Annotated in this window: 24 protein-coding genes; 18 read left to right on the plus strand and 6 right to left on the minus strand. The window is 24.0% G+C overall.

Going from position 1 to position 18,882, the window contains the following annotated elements; all coding sequences use genetic code 4:
- The first annotated feature begins 180 nt into the window (after positions 1-180).
- Positions 181-1,674: a YfcC family protein gene (locus AAHM96_RS04025; protein WP_252319388.1), complete on the plus strand. Its 1,494-nt coding sequence runs from the start codon at positions 181-183 to the stop codon at positions 1,672-1,674.
- Between the two features lie 74 nt (positions 1,675-1,748).
- On the opposite strand, the gene AAHM96_RS04030 is transcribed toward AAHM96_RS04025, so the two are convergent.
- From AAHM96_RS04030 to AAHM96_RS04040, 3 genes are all read right to left on the minus strand, one after another.
- Entirely contained in the window at positions 1,749-1,934 is a 186-nt protein-coding gene (locus tag AAHM96_RS04030) for a hypothetical protein (RefSeq protein ID WP_342273648.1), read from the minus strand.
- Positions 1,935-1,944: 10 nt separating this feature from the next.
- Positions 1,945-2,214 carry a hypothetical protein gene (locus tag AAHM96_RS04035; protein WP_342273649.1) on the minus strand — a complete coding sequence of 90 codons (270 nt, stop codon included), beginning with the start codon at positions 2,212-2,214 and terminating at the stop codon, positions 1,945-1,947.
- Positions 2,215-2,311: 97 nt separating this feature from the next.
- Positions 2,312-3,101, minus strand: a protein-coding gene (locus tag AAHM96_RS04040; RefSeq protein WP_342272742.1) for an IS5 family transposase whose coding sequence is annotated in 2 segments (ribosomal slippage) — positions 2,312-2,839 and positions 2,841-3,101 — 789 coding nt in all. Because the reading frame shifts where the segments join, the coding sequence is not laid out codon by codon here.
- Positions 3,102-3,474: 373 nt separating this feature from the next.
- Between AAHM96_RS04040 and AAHM96_RS04045 the strand changes: the two genes are divergently transcribed.
- Complete coding sequence (locus tag AAHM96_RS04045) at positions 3,475-4,395, plus strand: hypothetical protein (protein WP_342273650.1); 921 nt, start codon at positions 3,475-3,477, stop codon at positions 4,393-4,395.
- Positions 4,396-4,667: 272 nt separating this feature from the next.
- On the opposite strand, the gene AAHM96_RS04050 is transcribed toward AAHM96_RS04045, so the two are convergent.
- On the minus strand, positions 4,668-5,843 hold the full coding sequence (locus AAHM96_RS04050) for an Mbov_0401 family ICE element transposase-like protein (protein ID WP_342273651.1): 1,176 nt from the start codon (positions 5,841-5,843) through the stop codon (positions 4,668-4,670).
- A gap of 219 nt (positions 5,844-6,062) precedes the next feature.
- Here AAHM96_RS04050 and AAHM96_RS04055 point away from each other — a divergent pair, with 219 nt between their 5' ends.
- From AAHM96_RS04055 to AAHM96_RS04080, 6 genes are all read left to right on the plus strand, one after another.
- Positions 6,063-6,386 (plus strand): hypothetical protein, encoded by a 324-nt coding sequence (locus tag AAHM96_RS04055; protein ID WP_342273652.1) that lies wholly within the window; start codon positions 6,063-6,065, stop codon positions 6,384-6,386.
- A gap of 170 nt (positions 6,387-6,556) precedes the next feature.
- Entirely contained in the window at positions 6,557-6,952 is a 396-nt protein-coding gene (locus AAHM96_RS04060) for a terminase small subunit (protein ID WP_342273653.1), read from the plus strand.
- The gene (locus AAHM96_RS04065) at positions 6,946-7,569 is read left to right on the plus strand and encodes a phage terminase large subunit (protein WP_342273654.1); all 624 of its coding nucleotides are present in this window, start codon (positions 6,946-6,948) and stop codon (positions 7,567-7,569) included. Before AAHM96_RS04060 ends, AAHM96_RS04065 begins: the two co-directional genes overlap by 7 nt.
- A gap of 363 nt (positions 7,570-7,932) precedes the next feature.
- Complete coding sequence (locus AAHM96_RS04070) at positions 7,933-8,298, plus strand: hypothetical protein (RefSeq protein ID WP_342273655.1); 366 nt, start codon at positions 7,933-7,935, stop codon at positions 8,296-8,298.
- Between the two features lie 3 nt (positions 8,299-8,301).
- Positions 8,302-8,469 (plus strand): hypothetical protein, encoded by a 168-nt coding sequence (locus AAHM96_RS04075; RefSeq protein WP_342273656.1) that lies wholly within the window; start codon positions 8,302-8,304, stop codon positions 8,467-8,469.
- Between the two features lie 127 nt (positions 8,470-8,596).
- A complete protein-coding gene (locus AAHM96_RS04080; protein WP_342273657.1) occupies positions 8,597-9,271 on the plus strand; it encodes a hypothetical protein in 675 nt (224 codons plus the stop codon).
- A 373-nt stretch (positions 9,272-9,644) separates the two neighbouring features.
- Here the strand turns inward: AAHM96_RS04080 and AAHM96_RS04085 are convergent, their stop codons facing one another.
- Together AAHM96_RS04085 and AAHM96_RS04090 are read right to left on the minus strand one after the other, a co-directional pair.
- A complete protein-coding gene (locus tag AAHM96_RS04085) occupies positions 9,645-10,622 on the minus strand; it encodes an IS3 family transposase (protein ID WP_342272824.1) in 978 nt (325 codons plus the stop codon).
- Between the two features lie 129 nt (positions 10,623-10,751).
- Positions 10,752-11,495: a hypothetical protein gene (locus AAHM96_RS04090; protein ID WP_342273658.1), complete on the minus strand. Its 744-nt coding sequence runs from the start codon at positions 11,493-11,495 to the stop codon at positions 10,752-10,754.
- A gap of 167 nt (positions 11,496-11,662) precedes the next feature.
- Between AAHM96_RS04090 and AAHM96_RS04095 the strand changes: the two genes are divergently transcribed.
- From AAHM96_RS04095 to AAHM96_RS04140, 10 genes are all read left to right on the plus strand, one after another.
- A complete protein-coding gene (locus tag AAHM96_RS04095; RefSeq protein WP_342273659.1) occupies positions 11,663-11,896 on the plus strand; it encodes a hypothetical protein in 234 nt (77 codons plus the stop codon).
- Between the two features lie 259 nt (positions 11,897-12,155).
- Positions 12,156-12,506, plus strand: coding sequence for a 30S ribosomal protein S16 (rpsP, locus tag AAHM96_RS04100; protein ID WP_342273660.1), 351 nt, complete (start codon positions 12,156-12,158; stop codon positions 12,504-12,506).
- 43 nt (positions 12,507-12,549) lie between these two features.
- Positions 12,550-12,777 carry a KH domain-containing protein gene (locus tag AAHM96_RS04105; RefSeq protein WP_342273661.1) on the plus strand — a complete coding sequence of 76 codons (228 nt, stop codon included), beginning with the start codon at positions 12,550-12,552 and terminating at the stop codon, positions 12,775-12,777.
- Entirely contained in the window at positions 12,767-13,294 is a 528-nt protein-coding gene (gene rimM / locus AAHM96_RS04110; protein WP_342273662.1) for a ribosome maturation factor RimM, read from the plus strand. Before AAHM96_RS04105 ends, rimM begins: the two co-directional genes overlap by 11 nt.
- Entirely contained in the window at positions 13,287-14,078 is a 792-nt protein-coding gene (gene trmD, locus AAHM96_RS04115) for a tRNA (guanosine(37)-N1)-methyltransferase TrmD (protein WP_342273663.1), read from the plus strand. The genes rimM and trmD overlap by 8 nt, the downstream gene beginning before the upstream one ends.
- Positions 14,054-14,419, plus strand: coding sequence for a 50S ribosomal protein L19 (gene rplS, locus AAHM96_RS04120; RefSeq protein ID WP_252319419.1), 366 nt, complete (start codon positions 14,054-14,056; stop codon positions 14,417-14,419). Before trmD ends, rplS begins: the two co-directional genes overlap by 25 nt.
- A gap of 86 nt (positions 14,420-14,505) precedes the next feature.
- A complete protein-coding gene (ylqF, locus tag AAHM96_RS04125; RefSeq protein WP_342273664.1) occupies positions 14,506-15,408 on the plus strand; it encodes a ribosome biogenesis GTPase YlqF in 903 nt (300 codons plus the stop codon).
- Positions 15,398-16,015: a ribonuclease HII gene (locus AAHM96_RS04130; RefSeq protein WP_342273665.1), complete on the plus strand. Its 618-nt coding sequence runs from the start codon at positions 15,398-15,400 to the stop codon at positions 16,013-16,015. The genes ylqF and AAHM96_RS04130 overlap by 11 nt, the downstream gene beginning before the upstream one ends.
- 161 nt (positions 16,016-16,176) lie before the next feature.
- A complete protein-coding gene (locus AAHM96_RS04135) occupies positions 16,177-17,415 on the plus strand; it encodes an IS256 family transposase (RefSeq protein ID WP_342273712.1) in 1,239 nt (412 codons plus the stop codon).
- Between the two features lie 374 nt (positions 17,416-17,789).
- A complete protein-coding gene (locus tag AAHM96_RS04140) occupies positions 17,790-18,767 on the plus strand; it encodes an IS3 family transposase (RefSeq protein WP_342272762.1) in 978 nt (325 codons plus the stop codon).
- The last annotated feature ends 115 nt before the right edge of the window (positions 18,768-18,882 follow it).

Below are 18,882 nucleotides of genomic sequence, written 5' to 3' on the forward strand. Positions count from 1 at the left end.
TAATAAAAAAATAACATTTTTTTAAAAACTATTATTATAATAGTGTTACTTAAATAAAAATACTACTTTTTTAATAAGTTATTTTAAAAAATAAGCTTAAACATCTTTTATTCTACATGATAAATAGTGTATTATATAATAATACTTTTAAAAAAATAAAGAAGGAGGTATTAATCATATATGGGAATTACCAAAAAGAAAAAATTTCGTTTATTTCCATTTAAAATGCCAACAGCAATTACAGTCTTATTCTTTATTATTGCTCTAATTATCATTATTTCTTGGATTCCAGGAACAACAGGTAAATGATTAGAAGATGAATCAAAGCCTGTAAGCACCGATAACCCTTGACAAGACGGTGGGCCATTAGGTATCATGGACTTATTTTTGGCTCCAATTAAAGGTTTCATTGGTAGCAGTGATATTATTGTTTTTGTTTTAGTAATTGGTGGATATATTGGCATAGTTATGAAATCAGGTGCACTAGATGCAGGAATTGGTCGTTTAGTTAAACGTCTAAACGGAAAAGAAATTTGAATTATTCCTTCAATTATGACTATCCTATCGATTGGTGGAACAGTTGAAGGAATGTGTGAAGAAACTATTCCTTACTATTTAATTATTATTCCAGCAATGTTAGCTGCTGGTTTTGATGTTGTTACAGCTGTATTAATGATTTTATTGGGTGCTGGTGTTGGTGTTATGTTTTCAACACTTAATCCCTTTGCTATTGCTACAGCTTCACAAGCTAGTGGTTTAAATCCTGGTGATGGAATCATCTGACGTTTAATTTGTTGATTTTTAGCAACTATCGGTACTATTGCTTTTGTTATGTGATATGCAATCCGTGTTAAACGTAATCCTGAAAAATCAGTTGTTTTTCACTTACATAGCGAGCATCATGAAGAATTTATTAATAAAGAAGAAATACCTGAATTTACTAAACGTCGTAAAATTATTTTAGCACTATTTGGATTAACATTTTTAATTATGGTGCTTTGTATTATTCCATGAGGTAAAATTACAGGAACAACTATTTTTGATGATTTTCACAATACATTAATTAAATATTTTCCATATTTCACAAGTCAAATTAATGCATTTGGTGACTGAAACATTGAAATGTTAGCTTTCTTATTTTTCTTTGTTTCAATTATCATTGCAGCAATTGATTGAAAAGGCGAAGAACAATATGTTCGTAATTTTATTAGTGGTTCTTCAGAATTATTAGGTGTTGCTTTAATAATTGCTGTTGCTGGTGGAATTGGCTGATCATTACAACATTCAGGAATGCAACATGTTGTTGTTGGACAATTGCAAAGTATTGATAAATTACCAAGATTTGCTATTGTTATTATTGGTTTTTTTGCTTTTCTTTTGATTGCCTTTGTTATTCCTTCAACATCAGGATTTGCAAAAGCCGTTTTCCCTATTGTTTCAAAAATAGTAATTCCTTTAGGATTAGGTTCAGGAATGATTACTACTTTTGTTATGGCTAGTGGTTGAATTAATTTATTTGCACCAAGTGCAGGTGTAATGATGGCAGGACTTGCCATTGCTAAAGTTCCCCTAACAAGTTTTTATCGAGCAATTTGACCATATACTATTGGTATTACTGTCTTTGCCTTAATAATGTTAAGTATTGGAACTTTATTACCTCAATCAATATTTTAGTAGAATTTAAAGCACTATGTTAATTAAAACTTTTCTCTAATTAGAGAAAAGTTTTTTTATTTTTTATTTCATTTTTATAAAATTAAACAGTATTTGGGAAAACATTCACTTTCACGATTTGTTTGCGTTTGTTCATTATTTAGTAGACTTAATTGATCATCTGCTAATTCTGAAATTTCTACAACTTCATCTTCTGGTAAAAAAATTTGTTCTAATATTTTATTAATATTATTTCAATCATTTACAAAATTTTCACTCATTTTACTGTCTTTAATTATTTTTTCCAGTAGCAGGATCATATTCTGTTGATTGACAAGAATTTAACAACATTTCTTCAACAAAAGCAGAAACTTTATAAATAATTAATAATTTTTGGTTAATATTATCATCACTTTTTTCTTTCTGTAATTGCTGTTTATACTTACTTAATTCATCTCATAATGATTTAATATTTTCCTTTTTTGCTGCTATTTTTCTAAAAATTTCTATAATTTCTTTATAATCAAATTTTATTTCAGATAGTAAAGATTTTAAATTCATATTTTTCCCCTTTCAAAATAAAAAACCTACTTGCTTAAAACTTAAACAATAGGTCAAAAACTTATATTTTTTTATTTATAGAAATATTAGAACCTGTTTAAAATCTTTTCAATAAAATTGAAATAAAGGCAAGAACAACCATTTGTAAGCTAGTATTTAATTTTTTTTCACAATTTTTTCATAATCTTCTGCATTTTTCTAATCATGCAAAACTTCGTTCTACAACTCATCTTTTTGGTAATACTACAAAAGAATGTAATTCATTACGTTTTATAACTTCAACATTTGCATTTATAATTGTTTTAATTTTAGAAGCAAATTTTTCACCAGTATAACCAGCATCTACTAGTATTTTTTGAACTGCAGAAAGATTCTCTTTTTCATTTTCAATCATTATTATAGCACTATTACGATCTGTTTTTTCTGCTGTGGTTATGTAAATTGCATGTGGTAAACCTTGAGAATCAACAGCAATATGACGCTTTATTCCTGAAATCTTTTTACCAGCATCATAACCTTTATTTTTAGTAGTATCTGTATTTTTAACACTTTGTGAATCAATTATACAAAAACTAGTTTGTTCTTTTCTACCATTATTGATACGAAATGCCTTGACTAATTTTTTTTAAAACTAATTGTAATACACTAGGTTCTTTATCATTATTTTTACTTCAAGCTTGAAAATAATAATATACAATTTGTCATTTTGGAAAATTTTTTGGTAACATTCTTCACTGGCAACCACTTTTTAATACATATAAAACTGCACAAAATACTTCATATAAATCTAAACTTCTTGGTTTAGTTCTCTTTTTAGTATTTTCTAAAATTGATTTTATATTTTCAAATTGCTCTTTGCTAACATTACTAGGATAATTTTTACACATATATACCTCTTATTTTAAAATATATAATCATTTTATCCTATTCTCTAAAAGATTTTAAACAGGTTCTTATACTTTATTATTTTTATTTTTTTCAGATATTACTTTATAAAAATAAATACTAATATAATTTTAATTTTTAATATAATAAAAATATATTAAAAATTAAAATTATAAGTGTTTTTTTATTTAATTTTACTATTAATAATTTACAAATACACTCTTAAAGGTTTAAAAAAACAATAAAATTTTTTTTATGTATTATAATAGTGTTAGTGAGTTATTTAAAATAATATGTTTTACATAAGATTATTGAAGATAATTTCTCACATCTATTCTAGATTTAACTGAGGAGGTTAAGAGAAAAATGAGGAATATGAGAACTTTATTAAAGTTATTAGGTGCTAGTGTCATAACAACAGTACCAGTAACTACTGTTATAGCTTGTGGTAACAACAAAGAAGATCAGGTAAAAATATTACTAGATCAAGTATCAATAAATTTAGGTTTAACAAATGATGAAGGAAACAGTTTAAAAACTATTAGACTTAATTGAGAAAAAGATACATCCTTTTTCTGAATTGATAATTCCGATATTTTGGTTACTAAATTATTAGAAAAAGAGGCAACTACTGGTCAAGCCAAAGCTAAAGATAAAGACAGTTTCTATTTTTTAAAATCTGTTTTACAACAGAAATTAACATCAGGAACAACACCTGAAGATGGTACTTTTGATGCAGCGGAAGTTGCTAAAATTAAAAATAAAATATCTAATATAAAAGTTTCTACTAGTAAATTTGTAGAACCAAATGATGATGAAAAACTTGTAGTTGGTGATGGGACATATAATTTACAATTCTTTAAAGAAGATGGTAAAACAAATTTAGGGGATAAATATACAGTAAAAGTAATGACTGGAACTGATGCTTTATTTAATATTTTTGCAAGTGATAGTCCTGCTAAGTTAAGTTATAATGAATTTGTTTATGAAGGAAGTTCTATTGAGTATTTCCAAGCGGGTTATAAATTAGAAGAAACTGTTAATAAATGATTAAAAGATAAAACAGAAGTACCATTAATAAGCAAAAGCAGAACTGAAAAAGCTATTAAATTTAATAACTTTGAACAATTGGTTGGTTGAAAAGCAAAATTTAATGTTATAAATTTTGAAAGAACAGGAATAACTCGTCCAAATAATTTAACAGACGGAGATGAACTAACACTTTCTATTGCTTTAGTAAAAAACCAAGAAACTATTTCTTTAAAGTCAACAATAATAATAAGAATAAACAATTAATAGTAAAATAATAATGATATGATTAGCATAAAATTATTATTCAACTTTTCTAAAATATATTAATTAAGGTAATACTAGTCTAGTAGGACGTATAAGTTTAACTCATAGAATTAAATAACATTTACAATATAACTTGAAAATTCTATGATTTGTTAATTAAATTATACCATAAAATTTAAAAATACTAAAAAATATAATTATAAAATTACATTTAAATAACACAAAAATACTAATCTTAAAATTAGTTTATAAAAATATTAAGTTTTAAATTTTTAAGTACTATTAAGATAACTTCTAGAATTTAAATAATTTGCTTTTGCTATTAACATATTATTTAATGTTTGATAATTATATATTTTTGCTCCATTAGTTAAAGATTTTAAAAAATGATATACATCACTTTCAGCAGAACAACCAATATTTCAACTAGCATTTTGATTGACAATACCATGAGCATTATTTTTAAAATAATTATAAGTTTTTTCATTAACATTTGGTTTTAAAAAACTAAGTAATTGATTACAATCACCACTTGCAAAAGTAGTTGTTCCATCAATATATTTAGTTCAATCATGAGATTCTTTTTTCTTACCACGAACTCCAACAAAAGATTTTCATAAATAACTATAAGCATGATATTTATCTAAAATATAGTAACATCCCAATCAAGTAGCCATTGCTTTAATTCATAATGCACCATCACCAGCAACTACTAAATTATAATTATGATATTCTCATTGAACACCTAATATATTTAAATTAATATCATAATGATTCAAAATAGTTTGTGTTGTAAAATTATATAATTGTTCTTGATTTAAACCATTACCAGATTTAAATAATAAAAATGCAGTTATTTTCTTGTCTAATTTATTTCTATATGAATAAATTTCTTTTTTTCCTAAATTAAAAGTTAAAATTCTACAACAATATTGCTGTTTTAAACCATTTTCATCTCAACAAGTAATAAAAGCATCATCTGCACATATATTTAATTTTTGATTATCTAATACTTTAATTTTTTCTTCTGGTATTCATTTTTCAATTTTTGCATTTTTAAAAATTCTTGAAATAAGATTTTTAGAAAAAGAAGTATATTTAAATTCTGATTGAATATTAAAATAACCTTTTTTACTTATTAAGTTTTCAATTAAATTATCTAATATATCAAAATATAAATCATTAGTAATTCTTGCTCTTTTTTTAATACCAAACTCTTCATAAATTGGATAATAATATTGTTTATTAATTTTATCTCAATAAACTCTTTGTCTAAAAGTTCCCATTCCAATTGGAGTATTTACTGTTCTATTAACTCTTGAATCAATTTTATATTGATTTTTATCTCTATTTTGAAAAAAATATTCATCAAAATCATGGATTTTTTGAAAATATTTTGCTAAAATATTAGTGATTTCAGATTTTAGAAATTCTTTAAAACTAAACATTTTTCAACAGCTTTCTATTGATTTTTTTGTCCTAACTATTCTAACAAATTTGTTAAAATATTGTTGAAAAATGTTTGGTTTTAGAGTATAATATTAACAAACGTTTAATAACTTGAAAATTCTATTTACGTTTAAAAGATAACTTTTATTAGTTATCTTTTCTTTTTTAATAAAATAATGTACAATAAAGAAAAATGTAAATAGAAAAGGAAAATAAAAATGCAAATATTATGATTATGAATATCTTTAGGAATAATAGGTTTAATAGCAATAATTTTAATTACTATTAAAGGATTAATGTTATGTTATAAAAATAATGGATTTGGTTTATTGTTATTATTTGTTTCATTAAACTTATTTGGTTTAATTACAGGTATAGCAATTTTGTGAAATAATAAAAAAATTGAAGAAGAAACATATAATAAAAATTATTGAAAAATAAAAAAAGATATTGATAAAAAAAATAAAAATGAAAAATTTAAAAATAAATGAGAAAATGGTAAGATAATTAAATGAGAAAAAGACCAAATAATAAAAAAATAGCACTATAAATGCTATTTTTTGTTATAATTATATTATAAAAATTAAATAAAAAAATATATGAAGTAATTAATAAAATTCATAAGTTATTTTTCAGCACATTTAACTTAAAGATTATATTAATTATATCATAAATTTTTGTGTTTTAAAAGCATATGAAAGGAGATTTTTATGTGCAAGAAGAAAAAATAAAAATAAGAACAATTTTTAATGATGCAAAAGCATTAAGAGAAAAATTAGAAGAATATTTTAATCATTGTAAACAAACCGAAGAAGTACCTACTAAAATTGGTGTGTTAGTTTATTTAGATATTACAGAAAATACTCTTTATAGTTGAAAACAAAAAAAGAGAAATACTTTTTTACAACAAATTAATTGAGCATATTTACAAATACGCCATATTAATACACAAAGATATTTAAAAGCAAATGCAAATAATACTGCATGATATTTAGAAAGAGCATTTGTGAAAGAATATCATTTATCTACAAAAATTGATATAAAAAGTAGTGATAATACAGCCCCTATAGCAATTAGTTTAGAAAATAAAGGTAAGAATAAATGTTAAGTAATTTTGGTTATTTATTAGATATTGCTAAAAGAATGTATTTAAAACAACCTTTAAATATTAATAAAATTAAGCAATTAGGTTCACGAAAATCTGGTAAAACATTTAGTGATATTGAATTTCTTGGTATTTTATTAATGTTAGAAAATATTAATATTCATGCTTATTTAATTCGTAATATGTCAAAACAATTAAATGATAGTTGACAAGAATTAAAGCAAATTATTAGAGCAACCTATCCTAGTATTAATTTTATTATTAGTGAAACTAAAAAAACTATTGAATTTAATGGTAGTAAAATAACTTGTAAATATTTACATTCACAAGATAATAGTAATGTTAAATTAACTGGATTAGCAAGTAATTATTTATATGATTATGTAATTATATGAAGTGATGAAAGATATGAAATTACTGAAAATGATTATCAAGATTTAAAAGATGCTATTCGTGGAGCAAATCAATTATTAGAAATTGAGAGTTGTAATCCTTGGTCAATTCTTAATGAATTTATTAAAAAAACTATAAATGCTTGTCCTCAAAATGAAAAACAAATTATTAATGAATATGAACAATTTACTATTATTGATAATACTATTTATCATTATCAAAATTAAAAATTAAATACTTATTTAAAAGATAGTGATAAACAACAATTATTAGAAATAGAAACTCTTGACCCAATATCTGCAAGAGTAAGAAGTCATGGTTTAGTAGGTTATGAATCTGGTGGGATATATTCACATCTTATTCATAAAATTAGTAGATTATTACAACCAAGTTATAGATTTAGTGCTGGATTAGATTATGGGTTTAAAGATGATGCTTTAGCATGTATATTAATAGGTTTTGATTATAATTTTAAATTTGTTAATGTTATTGATTGTTTAAAAATAGAAAATAAATTAGTACGTTATGATAATAAACAATTAGCAAGATTAGTAGTTGAGTTTTATATTAAATTAGCAAAAGAAAATAATTTGTTATATGAATATGGTTTAACTGTATATTGTGATTTTAGTAATTATACATTTATTGAAATGTTAAATGATACAGCAATTAAATATAACGTTAATTCATGGCTCTATTTTAAAGATTGTGTGAAATTAAGACTTGAGTTTAGAATAGGTAAGAATGTGGCTTTAATGGAATCAGAACGCTTAAATATTAGTATGAATGCACAAGCATTATTAGATGAGTTTAGATTGGCTGTATGAGACCCTAAAAGTATTAAACAAATACCATTAGCAGGTAATGACCATTTACGAGATGCATTTGATTATGCTATAGAACCATATATGAGAAATTTAAGTGCAAATATAAATCCTTATTTTGAAAGGAAATAACATATGAATAATCATAATACTGAAATATTAACTCCTAATTGATGTATGATAAATCTTCAAGAAATTATAGCAAATCATGCAAGTAAATTATTATGAGGTAATGGTTATACTTTAACAAGTGAATATGAAGAATATAAAAGAGCAATTGAAAAATTAAAAAGAATGAAATAATTTTGATTCATTATTTTATCAAGATTGTCATATTAAATCTGGTTATGGTTATAGTATTGTTCAAATTGATAGAAGTAAAACTGGAAGAATAGCATTAAATTTTGCTCAACCACATGCTCAATCAAGGATGGCAAGAGTATTAGAAACTGAATATAGTGCATCAACATGGTTAAGAGTACAATATGATGACCAAAGTATTTATGTTAAAACAACATATACTCCAAATCAAATTATTAGATATTTTACTAGTGATTATGTTACTTTAGATGGTTTACAAGAAAAAATAAGTAAAGATTTACAATTACCATTAATAAAAAATCATAATTTAGGTATTATTCCAGTTAAATTTATGCAAAATTTACCAAAGAAAAACTTTTTTGGTGGAGTAATTGGTGATTATTATCCGGATATGACTCCAATTAAGAAATTACAAGAATTATTAAATAAAACATTTGAATCAATTGAACATGAACTTGAATATAATGTTACTCGTGTATTTTTAGATATTACTGAACAAGAAATAAATCAATCTAAAACTGCTTTTGATTTAAAAAAATTAATAGGTAAATTTATTTTACAAGCAAATTTAAGAAGTTTAGGAAGTACTAGTGGAACACCACCAATTGCAATATTACAAGGTAATCCAATATTAGATAAATATGCAGATTTTATACAATTTATTATTGATAAAGCATTTGAGGGTAGTGGATATAGTCCAGTAAATGATACTACAAGTCAAAAAACAGAAGCAGAAGGGTGGTTGGCCCTTAATTACTGGACCATTTTTGATATAAAATTCTAAATTTTAATTTGTAAAATTGGTGGTTTTAGAAATTTAGAATGTATTCTTTCATAATTATAAAACATAACATATTGATTTACATCATTTATAGCTTCATTGATGGATAAATATTGATTTGATCCTTTAGGTAGTCATTCTTGAGATAAATGAGAAAATCAGTTTTCAGATAATACATTACCACCAATATCATAAGGTTGTTTTTTGCTTAAAATTATTTGTTTATCCTCTGCTCATTTTGTGATATCTTGACAATAAAATTCGTTGGCGTTATCTGAATGTAAAATAACATTTTTTATTTGATTTCAAGAAAATTGTTTGTTGATTTTTTCAGGTGGTTGGCCCTTAATTACTGGACCATTTTTGATATAAAATTCTAAATTTTAATTTGTAAAATTGGTGGTTTTAGAAATTTAGAATGTATTCTTTCATAATTATAAAACATAACATATTGATTTACATCATTTATAGCTTCATTGATGGATAAATATTGATTTGATCCTTTAGGTAGTCATTCTTGAGATAAATGAGAAAATCAGTTTTCAGATAATACATTACCACCAATATCATAAGGTTGTTTTTTGCTTAAAATTATTTGTTTATCCTCTGCTCATTTTGTGATATCGTGACAATAAAATTCGTTGGCGTTATCTGAATGTAAAATAACATTTTTTACTTGATTTCAAGAAAATTGTTTGTTGATTTTTTCAAGAGCAGGAAGAATTAAATCCTGATATGATTTATTAGGAGCAATATTATAACTAACAACATTATTTGAATAAAAATCAATAATTACAAAAAGATATAATCATCCTTCTTTAGTATTTATTTGTTTAGTGTCCATTGATCAAATTTGATTTGAAGAGGTTGTACTTTTATAATCTTTGTTTACTTTATCCATTGTAGGTATTCACTTATTTGGATTTTTTTTGTTTTTAGGATAGTTATTTTTAGTTTGTTTTAATCCTTGAATATTGTGTTCTTTCATAATTTTTCGCATTTGTTTTATTGATAATTCTATATTTAAAATGATATTTTTTTCTTGTTTTAATCACTCTTTAAAAGCTGAAAAAATTCTTAAATATCCATAAATTCTGCCTTTTCTTGTAGAATGAAATTCGATTAAAAGTTGGCATATTTTTTGATATTTATGATTGCATTTAATAATATGATTTTCTTCTTTTTTAATAGGTTTTTGTTTATTTTTTAAAAAGTAATATGTTGATCTGTTTAATTGAAGATATTGACATAGGTTTCTAATTGAATATTGATTTTTACAATCATCAATAATTTTAATTTTTTCTTTGATATTTAATTTGTTAATTACTAATGCTATTTGTTTAATTTTATCCATTAATAAAAATCCTTTCAGGTTAAAATTAGTGTTAATTATATAACACAATTGTTTTTAGAATACATTCAGGTTTTTTAAATTAATGGTCTAGTAAAAAGGGCTAAGTGGCAAGTGGCAAGTGGCAAGTGGCTATGTAAAATATCCTTTCATAAAAACAGATTTTTTATAATAATCTGATAAATCTGTACTTCCACCAGTAGCACTAATTTTATTATTTTCATCAATAGTTATATTAGTACCAGCAGTTAATTTATCTTGTTTTTTATCTAATAAATTATTAGTTTCTAGTTTTGTATAATAATCACGTTCAGTACCTTCTTCTGCTATAAATTCAGTTGGTGTCCCAGTTCCTTGATATTGATATATATTATGAATTATTGGTGTATACTTTTTTGTGCTATTAGTAATAGTAAACTTTATTAAATCAACATCATATAATAATGTTACTTTGTCAATATTAACATCAATATTTTCAATTATTATTTGTTTTTGTTCTATTTGACCATTAGTAATTCTTATATTAGATTTAGTTAATTTATTATTACTTATAATAAGTTGTTTACTATCGATAAAATAATATGTTCAATCAATAATATATCATGTATCTGTTTTAATATTTTCATTTTTAACTTTTTTTCATAATGGACTAGTTTCAATATTAAATCAATTATTTTTAACATCATTAATACTTTCATTTGCTTTAATTAATTCAGTATTTAATTTGGTAATTTCATTTTCATTAGTAGTAATTCGTTTTTGTTGTTTAGCAGAAAAATCACAAGTTGGTGCATGTGTATAATCACCAATTTGTGGATTATTTTGTAATGCTTCGGGTGGTAATGTACCAATTTCATCAGGTCAATCTAAAATCATTGTTTCAGTTTCTTTATCATAACCAGTTGCAACATAACCTTTATTAACAAATTTACTAACAGGACCTCTATATATTTCATTTTCATTATCATCAACTAAATCATCATATAATTTAATTTGTTTGTGTTCTTGCAGAAGTTGACATTTTAGAAGAAGAATTTAAAAAAATGCTCAGTGAAAAAACTAATAATGAACCTGAATGTGAAATTGCAGAGGAAGCAATTGAAGTACTAAGTAAAAAAAGAAGGTCATTTTGTTCACAAGATAGTGGTTTTGACTCAAATGCAAGTAGCGATAGTGAAGAATCTTCTTATCCAGAAAAATTAAATCCATTTATTAATGATGATGTAAGTTCTCAATCAACCAGTATTTTTAGTAAACCAATTTTGCCAAAAATATAAATAGATAAATGTAGTTATTAAAATTAACAATTATTTTAATAATTAAATATTAATAAATAAATTATTTAAATACTTATATCAGTAAGTGTTTTTAATAAAAAAACTTATTTATTTAAAAAAATATGTAACTTAGTAAAAATAAAGAAATTATTATTTTAAAATCTTTTTATCTGTTAAGTATTTTAACTTGACATCATTATGTGAATAAGATATTATTAAAAAGGTTTATTTGCCACAAATTAATAGAAGGAGGTAATTTATGGTTAAATTACGCTTAATACCAACAGGAAAAAGTAAATCAGTGCAACCTAGTTACAGAATTGTTGCGATTGATGCAAGAACAAAACTTAATGGTAGATATATTGATAAATTAGGTACTTATAATCCAACAAGCAAAGAAAAACAAGTAACTATCGATGAAGTAAAAGCATTAAAATTTTTATCAAATGGTGCTCAACCAACAGAAACTGTTCGTAGTTTATTATCAACAGAAGGAATTATGACTAAATTTCATAATTTAAGACAAGAGAGAAAAAGTAGCAAACCTAAAAAAATAACAAAAAAAGTTACTGTAAAAAATAAAAAAAAAGAAGAAGCACCTGCTACTTAATATTAAAATATGCTACAAGTGATTAATTAATATGTATGTAACATTGTTAGAACATTTAATTGAACCAATTTTACTTGATAAAATTTGTGAAGTTGAGATTCGCGAATTAGTAGAAAAAAATCACTATGATTTAATATTAATGGTACCAAAATCATTAATATCAGTATTGATTGGTAAAAAAGGAAATACTATTCGTGCATTATCAACAATTATTGAAAGTAAAGCATATTTAGAAAATAATACTATTAAATTAGTAATTAATGAGTTTTAAGATGAAATATTTAGAATTAGGTACTATTGTTAATACTCATGGTCTTATTGGTGAAGTTAAGGTTTTATGTAATTATTATGGTAATAAATTTTCATGAAAAGAAAAAACAACAGTTTATTTAGAAGAAACTAAACAACTAACACCTTTAATTATTTCAAGAGTAAGAAATCATAAGCAGTTTTTATTATTAAAATTTGAAAATTATAATACTATTGAGTTAGTAGAAGGTATGAAAAATAAAAATTTAGTTATTAATACTGAAGAAATAATTAATGACAACTTACCTTGATTTTATGAAGATATTCTAAATTATGAAGCATTTGATGCTAATAATAATGCTTTTTTAGGAAAAGTTATTGCTTTCTTAGATAATAATCATCAAGGTTTATGAGAAATAAAAATGACTAATAAAAAAACCTTTTTTATTCCTAATAATAAAGTATTTATTAATAAAATTAATAAAGAAGAACAAAAAGTTTATTTTAATATTATTGAAGGATTAATTAATAATGACTAAAAACCAATTCACAATTATAACTTTATTTCCCAATGCTTTTAATGATTTTATGCAAACATCAATTATCAAACGAGCTATTACTAAAAAACAAATTAGCATTGATATTATTGATATTAGAAATTTTGCTAATAATAAACACCAACAAGTTGATGATGCTCCTTATGGTGGTGGCAATGGTATGGTTTTACAAGCAATGCCAGTAATTAATGCTATTAATAGCGTAAAACTTAAATATCCTGAGGCTAAAACAATTTTACTTAGTCCACAAGGTCAACAATGAAATCAACAATTAGCTTATAAATATAATCAAAAAAATATTAATTATATTTTAGTTTGTGGTCATTACGAAGGTATTGATGAACGCATTATGTCTTATATTGATGAAGAGATTTCAATTGGTGATTATGTATTAACTGGTGGTGAATTACCAGCAATGGTTATTATTGATTGTATTACTAGGTTAATTCCTAATGTTATTCAACATCAATCTCATCTTAATGATTCTTTTAATAATTCATTATTGGATTATCCAACATATACAAGACCAGAAGAAGTATTAGGTATGAAAGTTCCAGAGGTTCTAATTGGTGGTCACCATGAAAAGATAGCAGAATATCGTCATCAACAAGCATTAATTAATACTTATAAAAAAAGAATTGATTTATTTAAAAAATATCAATTATCTGCAAAAGATAAAATAATAATTGAAGAATATAAATCTTCACTTAAAAAAAAAATAAACGAAAGGAGAAATAAAACATGCAAAATGCAATTATTAAATTAGTTAGTGAAAGTCAACTAAATCATAATCTTCCTAATTTTAAATCTGGAGATACAATCCAAGTATTTTCTAAAATTAAAGAAGAAAAAAAAGAACGTATTCAAATGTTTGAAGGGGTAGTTATTGCTCGCAAAGGTTCAGGAATTACGCAAAATGTTATTGTTCGTAAAACTGTTGGTGGTAAAGGTGTCGAAAAAACATTTGCTTTACATTCACCATTAATTGATAAAATTAATGTTATTCGTAAGGGTAAAGTAAGAAGAGCACGTATTTTCTACTTACGTAAATTAAGCGGTAAAGCTGCTAGAATTAAAGAAATTAAAACAGTAAAACCTGTTAAATAATAATTAAACCACCGTTATTAAAATCAATGGTGGTTTTCTAAATTGATATAAAATAATAATAAAATGTATTAAAGGAGTTAAAAAAAATGCCTAATGAAAGTACCCATAATCAAATTCATTGATTCCCTGGTCATATGATGAAAGCCATTAAAGCAATTGAAACTAAGTTACCAATTATTGATGTTGCAATTGAAGTTTTAGATGCACGAGCACCATTAGCAACAAAAAGTACTTTATTAGATCGTTTATTAGAGAAAAAAATAAGAATTATTGTTCTTAACAAAGTTGATTTAGCAGATGATAATTTTACTAAAGAATGAGTTAATTTTTTTGAAAGTCAAGGTTTTTCTGTTTTATTGGCAAAATCATTAACTACAAAAATGAAACCGCAGTTATTAAATTTAATTACTAAATTAATGGAGCCACAAATGGAAAAACAATTGGCAAAAGGTATTGTTAATCCAAAAATTAAGGTATTAATTATGGGATTACCAAATACGGGGAAATCAACATTTATCAATAATTTATTACAACGTAAAGTAACACAAACTGCTAATATACCTGGTGTTACTAGAGGTCAACAATGAATTAAATTAAATCCAACGATTGATTTGTTAGATAGTCCTGGTATTTTACCACCAAAAATGAATGATCAAAAAGTAGTAATGATTTTAGCTTTAATTAAAGCAATTCCTGTTAAACATTTATTTTTAGAAGAAATGGCTAATTTTGCTTTAACCTTTTTACTTGAGAATTATTATGAAAGATTAGTAAAATATTATAATATTAATTTTGAAATTAAAAATATTAATGATGAAACATTATTTCTTTATTTTAAGAAATTAGCACAAAAATATCATTTAAAATTGGCTAATGATGAAGATAATACTCATCGTGCCATGAATTTATTTATTAATGATTTACAAGTAGGGAAATTAGGATTAATTTCATTTGAAATACCACGTAAGATTTTAAAACATGAAAAGTAGTTTACGATACGAAATTGATAATTATTCATCAGGAACATTAATTGCTGGTTTTGATGAAGTGGGAAGGGGAGCTATTGCAGGACGAATTGTTGTTGCAAGCGTTATTCTTAAACCAAACTTTAATCATCCTTTAATTAAAGATTCAAAACAATTATCAACAAAACAACGAATAGCAATGTATCAAATTATAATTGATAATGCACTAACAGTTGCTGTTAGTATTAAAAGTCATCAATTTGTTAATATTCATAATCCTAAGCAGACTAGTATTTTAGCAATGATAGAAGCATTTAATAAATTAAAAATAGTACCTGATGTGTGTTTAGTTGATTTTGAAAAACCACAATTTCCTAATTTTCTAGGAAAAGTTGAAGCAATAGTTAAAGGTGATCAAAAATCACTTAATATTGCTAGCGCTTCGATTATTGCTAAAGTAGTAAGAGATAAAATTATGATTAATTATGATACTAAATATCCTAATTATGGGTTTAAAAATCATAAAGGGTATTATACAAAAAATCATCAGATAGCATTACAAAATTATGGTATTTGTGATATTCATCGTATTAGTTGTGCGCCCGTTAAAAAATATAGTGGGATTATATAATAGAGAAACTTTTATTATTACAATTATTTATTGGTAATAAGTTATTATCTAATTTATTTATATCTGTGGTAATGTTTAGTAATCTGTGTAACTTACAAAAATAACTATGTTTAATTAATTCTAGTAAATATAATTAAATGACTAGAAAGAGTGAGTTACAGATGGCTAAAAAAGATAACTTTAATAATAATGATCCAATATCAAAAGCAGTAGATTTATTATTAGAAAATACTGAAGATTTAACAACAGTTTTTAAAGAGGGAGGATTGTATAAAGAATTAACAAAAAGATTAGTAGAAAAAATGTTGAATTCTGAGATGCAAAATTATTTAGGATATGATAAGAATCAACATAGTAATAGTGACAATGCTCGTAATGGTATAAGTTCAAAAAAATTAATAACTCAACAAGGTAAAATTGAGATTGATGTACCACGAGATCGCAATAGTAATTTTAATCCTGTAATAGTTGCAAAAAGACAAAGAAGATTTGATGGTTTTGATCAACAAGTTCTTTCTTTATATGCAAAAGGAATGACATTATCAGATATTAGAATGCAATTACAAGAGTTATATCATGGTGCTGATATTAGTGAAAGTGTTATTAGCCAAATTACTGATGATGTTATTGATGATGTAAAAGCATGGCAAAATCGACCATTAGAAAGTGTCTATCCGATTGTTTATTTTGATTGCATAGTAGTGAAAGTACGACAAGATAAACGCATTATTAACAAATCAGTTTATATAGCTTTAGGAGTTGATTTAGAAGGTAAAAAAGATGTTTTAGGTTTATGAATTAGTGAAAATGAAGGTGCTAAATTTTGATTAGCAAATTTAACAGAAATGAAAAATCGTGGCTTAAATGATATTCTTATTGCCTGCAGTGATAATTTAACAGGCATGTCAGAAGCAATACAATCAGTTTATCTTAAAACAGAACATCAATTATGCATAGTTCATCAAATTAGAAATAGTTTGAAATATGTCTCATATAAGCATAGAAAATCTCTAGTTGCAGATTTAAAACCAATTTATACTGCATGTAGTGAAGAACAAGCAATGCAGGCTTTAGAATCCTTTGAAAGTAAATGAAATAAACAATATCCTCAAATTGCTAAATCTTGATATAAAAATTGAGATAATTTAATGGTTTTTATTAGTTATCCAGTAGAAATCAAAAGAGTGATTTATACTACAAATGCTATTGAATCTGTAAATAGTCAATTACGAAAAGTTATCAGAAATAAAAAAGTTTTTCCTAATGATATGGCAGTTTTCAAAATATTTTACTTAGCAATTGAAAATATAACAAAAAAATGAACAATGCCCATTCAAAATTGAAATACAGCAATTGCTCATTTTATGATAAAATTTGAAGATAGAATTAATCTAAACTAGTACTTTGTAAAACAAAGATACACAGATTACATAAAAGCCTCGATAATACATTACCACCAATATCATAAGGTTGTTTTTTGCTTAAAATTATTTGTTTATCCTCTGCTCATTTTGTGATATCTTGACAATAAAATTCGTTGGCGTTATCTGAATGTAAAATAACATTTTTTATTTGATTTCAAGAAAATTGTTTGTTGATTTTTTCAAGAGCAGGAAGAATTAAATCCTGATATGATTTATTAGGAGCAATATTATAACGGTGGTTGCCACTTAGCCCTTTTTACTAGACCATTAATTTAAAAAACCTGAATGTATTCTAAAAACAATTGTGTTATATAATTAACACTAATTTTAACCTGAAAGGATTTTTATTAATGGATAAAATTAAACAAATAGCATTAGTAATTAACAAATTAAATATCAAAGAAAAAATTAAAATTATTGATGATTGTAAAAATCAATATTCAATTAGAAACCTATGTCAATATCTTCAATTAAACAGATCAACATATTACTTTTTAAAAAATAAACAAAAACCTATTAAAAAAGAAGAAAATCATATTATTAAATGCAATCATAAATATCAAAAAATATGCCAACTTTTAATCGAATTTCATTCTACAAGAAAAGGCAGAATTTATGGATATTTAAGAATTTTTTCAGCTTTTAAAGAGTGATTAAAACAAGAAAAAAATATCATTTTAAATATAGAATTATCAATAAAACAAATGCGAAAAATTATGAAAGAACACAATATTCAAGGATTAAAACAAACTAAAAATAACTATCCTAAAAACAAAAAAAATCCAAATAAGTGAATACCTACAATGGATAAAGTAAACAAAGATTATAAAAGTACAACCTCTTCAAATCAAATTTGATCAATGGACACTAAACAAATAAATACTAAAGAAGGATGATTATATCTTTTTGTAATTATTGATTTTTATTCAAATAATGTTGTTAGTTATAATATTGCTCCTAATAAATCATATCAGGATTTAATTCTTCCTGCTCTTGAAAAAATCAACAAACAATTTTCTTGAAATCAAATAAAAAATGTTATTTTACATTCAGATAACGCCAACGAATTTTATTGTCACGATATCACAAAATGAGCAGAGGATAAACAAATAATTTTAAGCAAAAAACAACCTTATGATATTGGTGGTAATGTATTATCTGAAAACTGATTTTCTCATTTATCTCAAGAATGACTACCTAAAGGATCAAATCAATATTTATCCATCAATGAAGCTATAAATGATGTAAATCAATATGTTATGTTTTATAATTATGAAAGAATACATTCTAAATTTCTAAAACCACCAATTTTACAAATTAAAATTTAGAATTTTATATCAAAAATGGTCCAGTAATTAAGGGCCAACCACCAACCACCAACCACCAATGCTAATGTTATTTTACTTAAATTTGTTTTTATTCATGTTTTCATCTTAAATTACT

The organism is Spiroplasma endosymbiont of Acasis viretata (assembly GCF_964031275.1).
Lineage (GTDB): Bacteria > Bacillota_I > Bacilli_A > Mycoplasmatales > VBWQ01 > Spiroplasma_E > Spiroplasma_E ixodetis_A.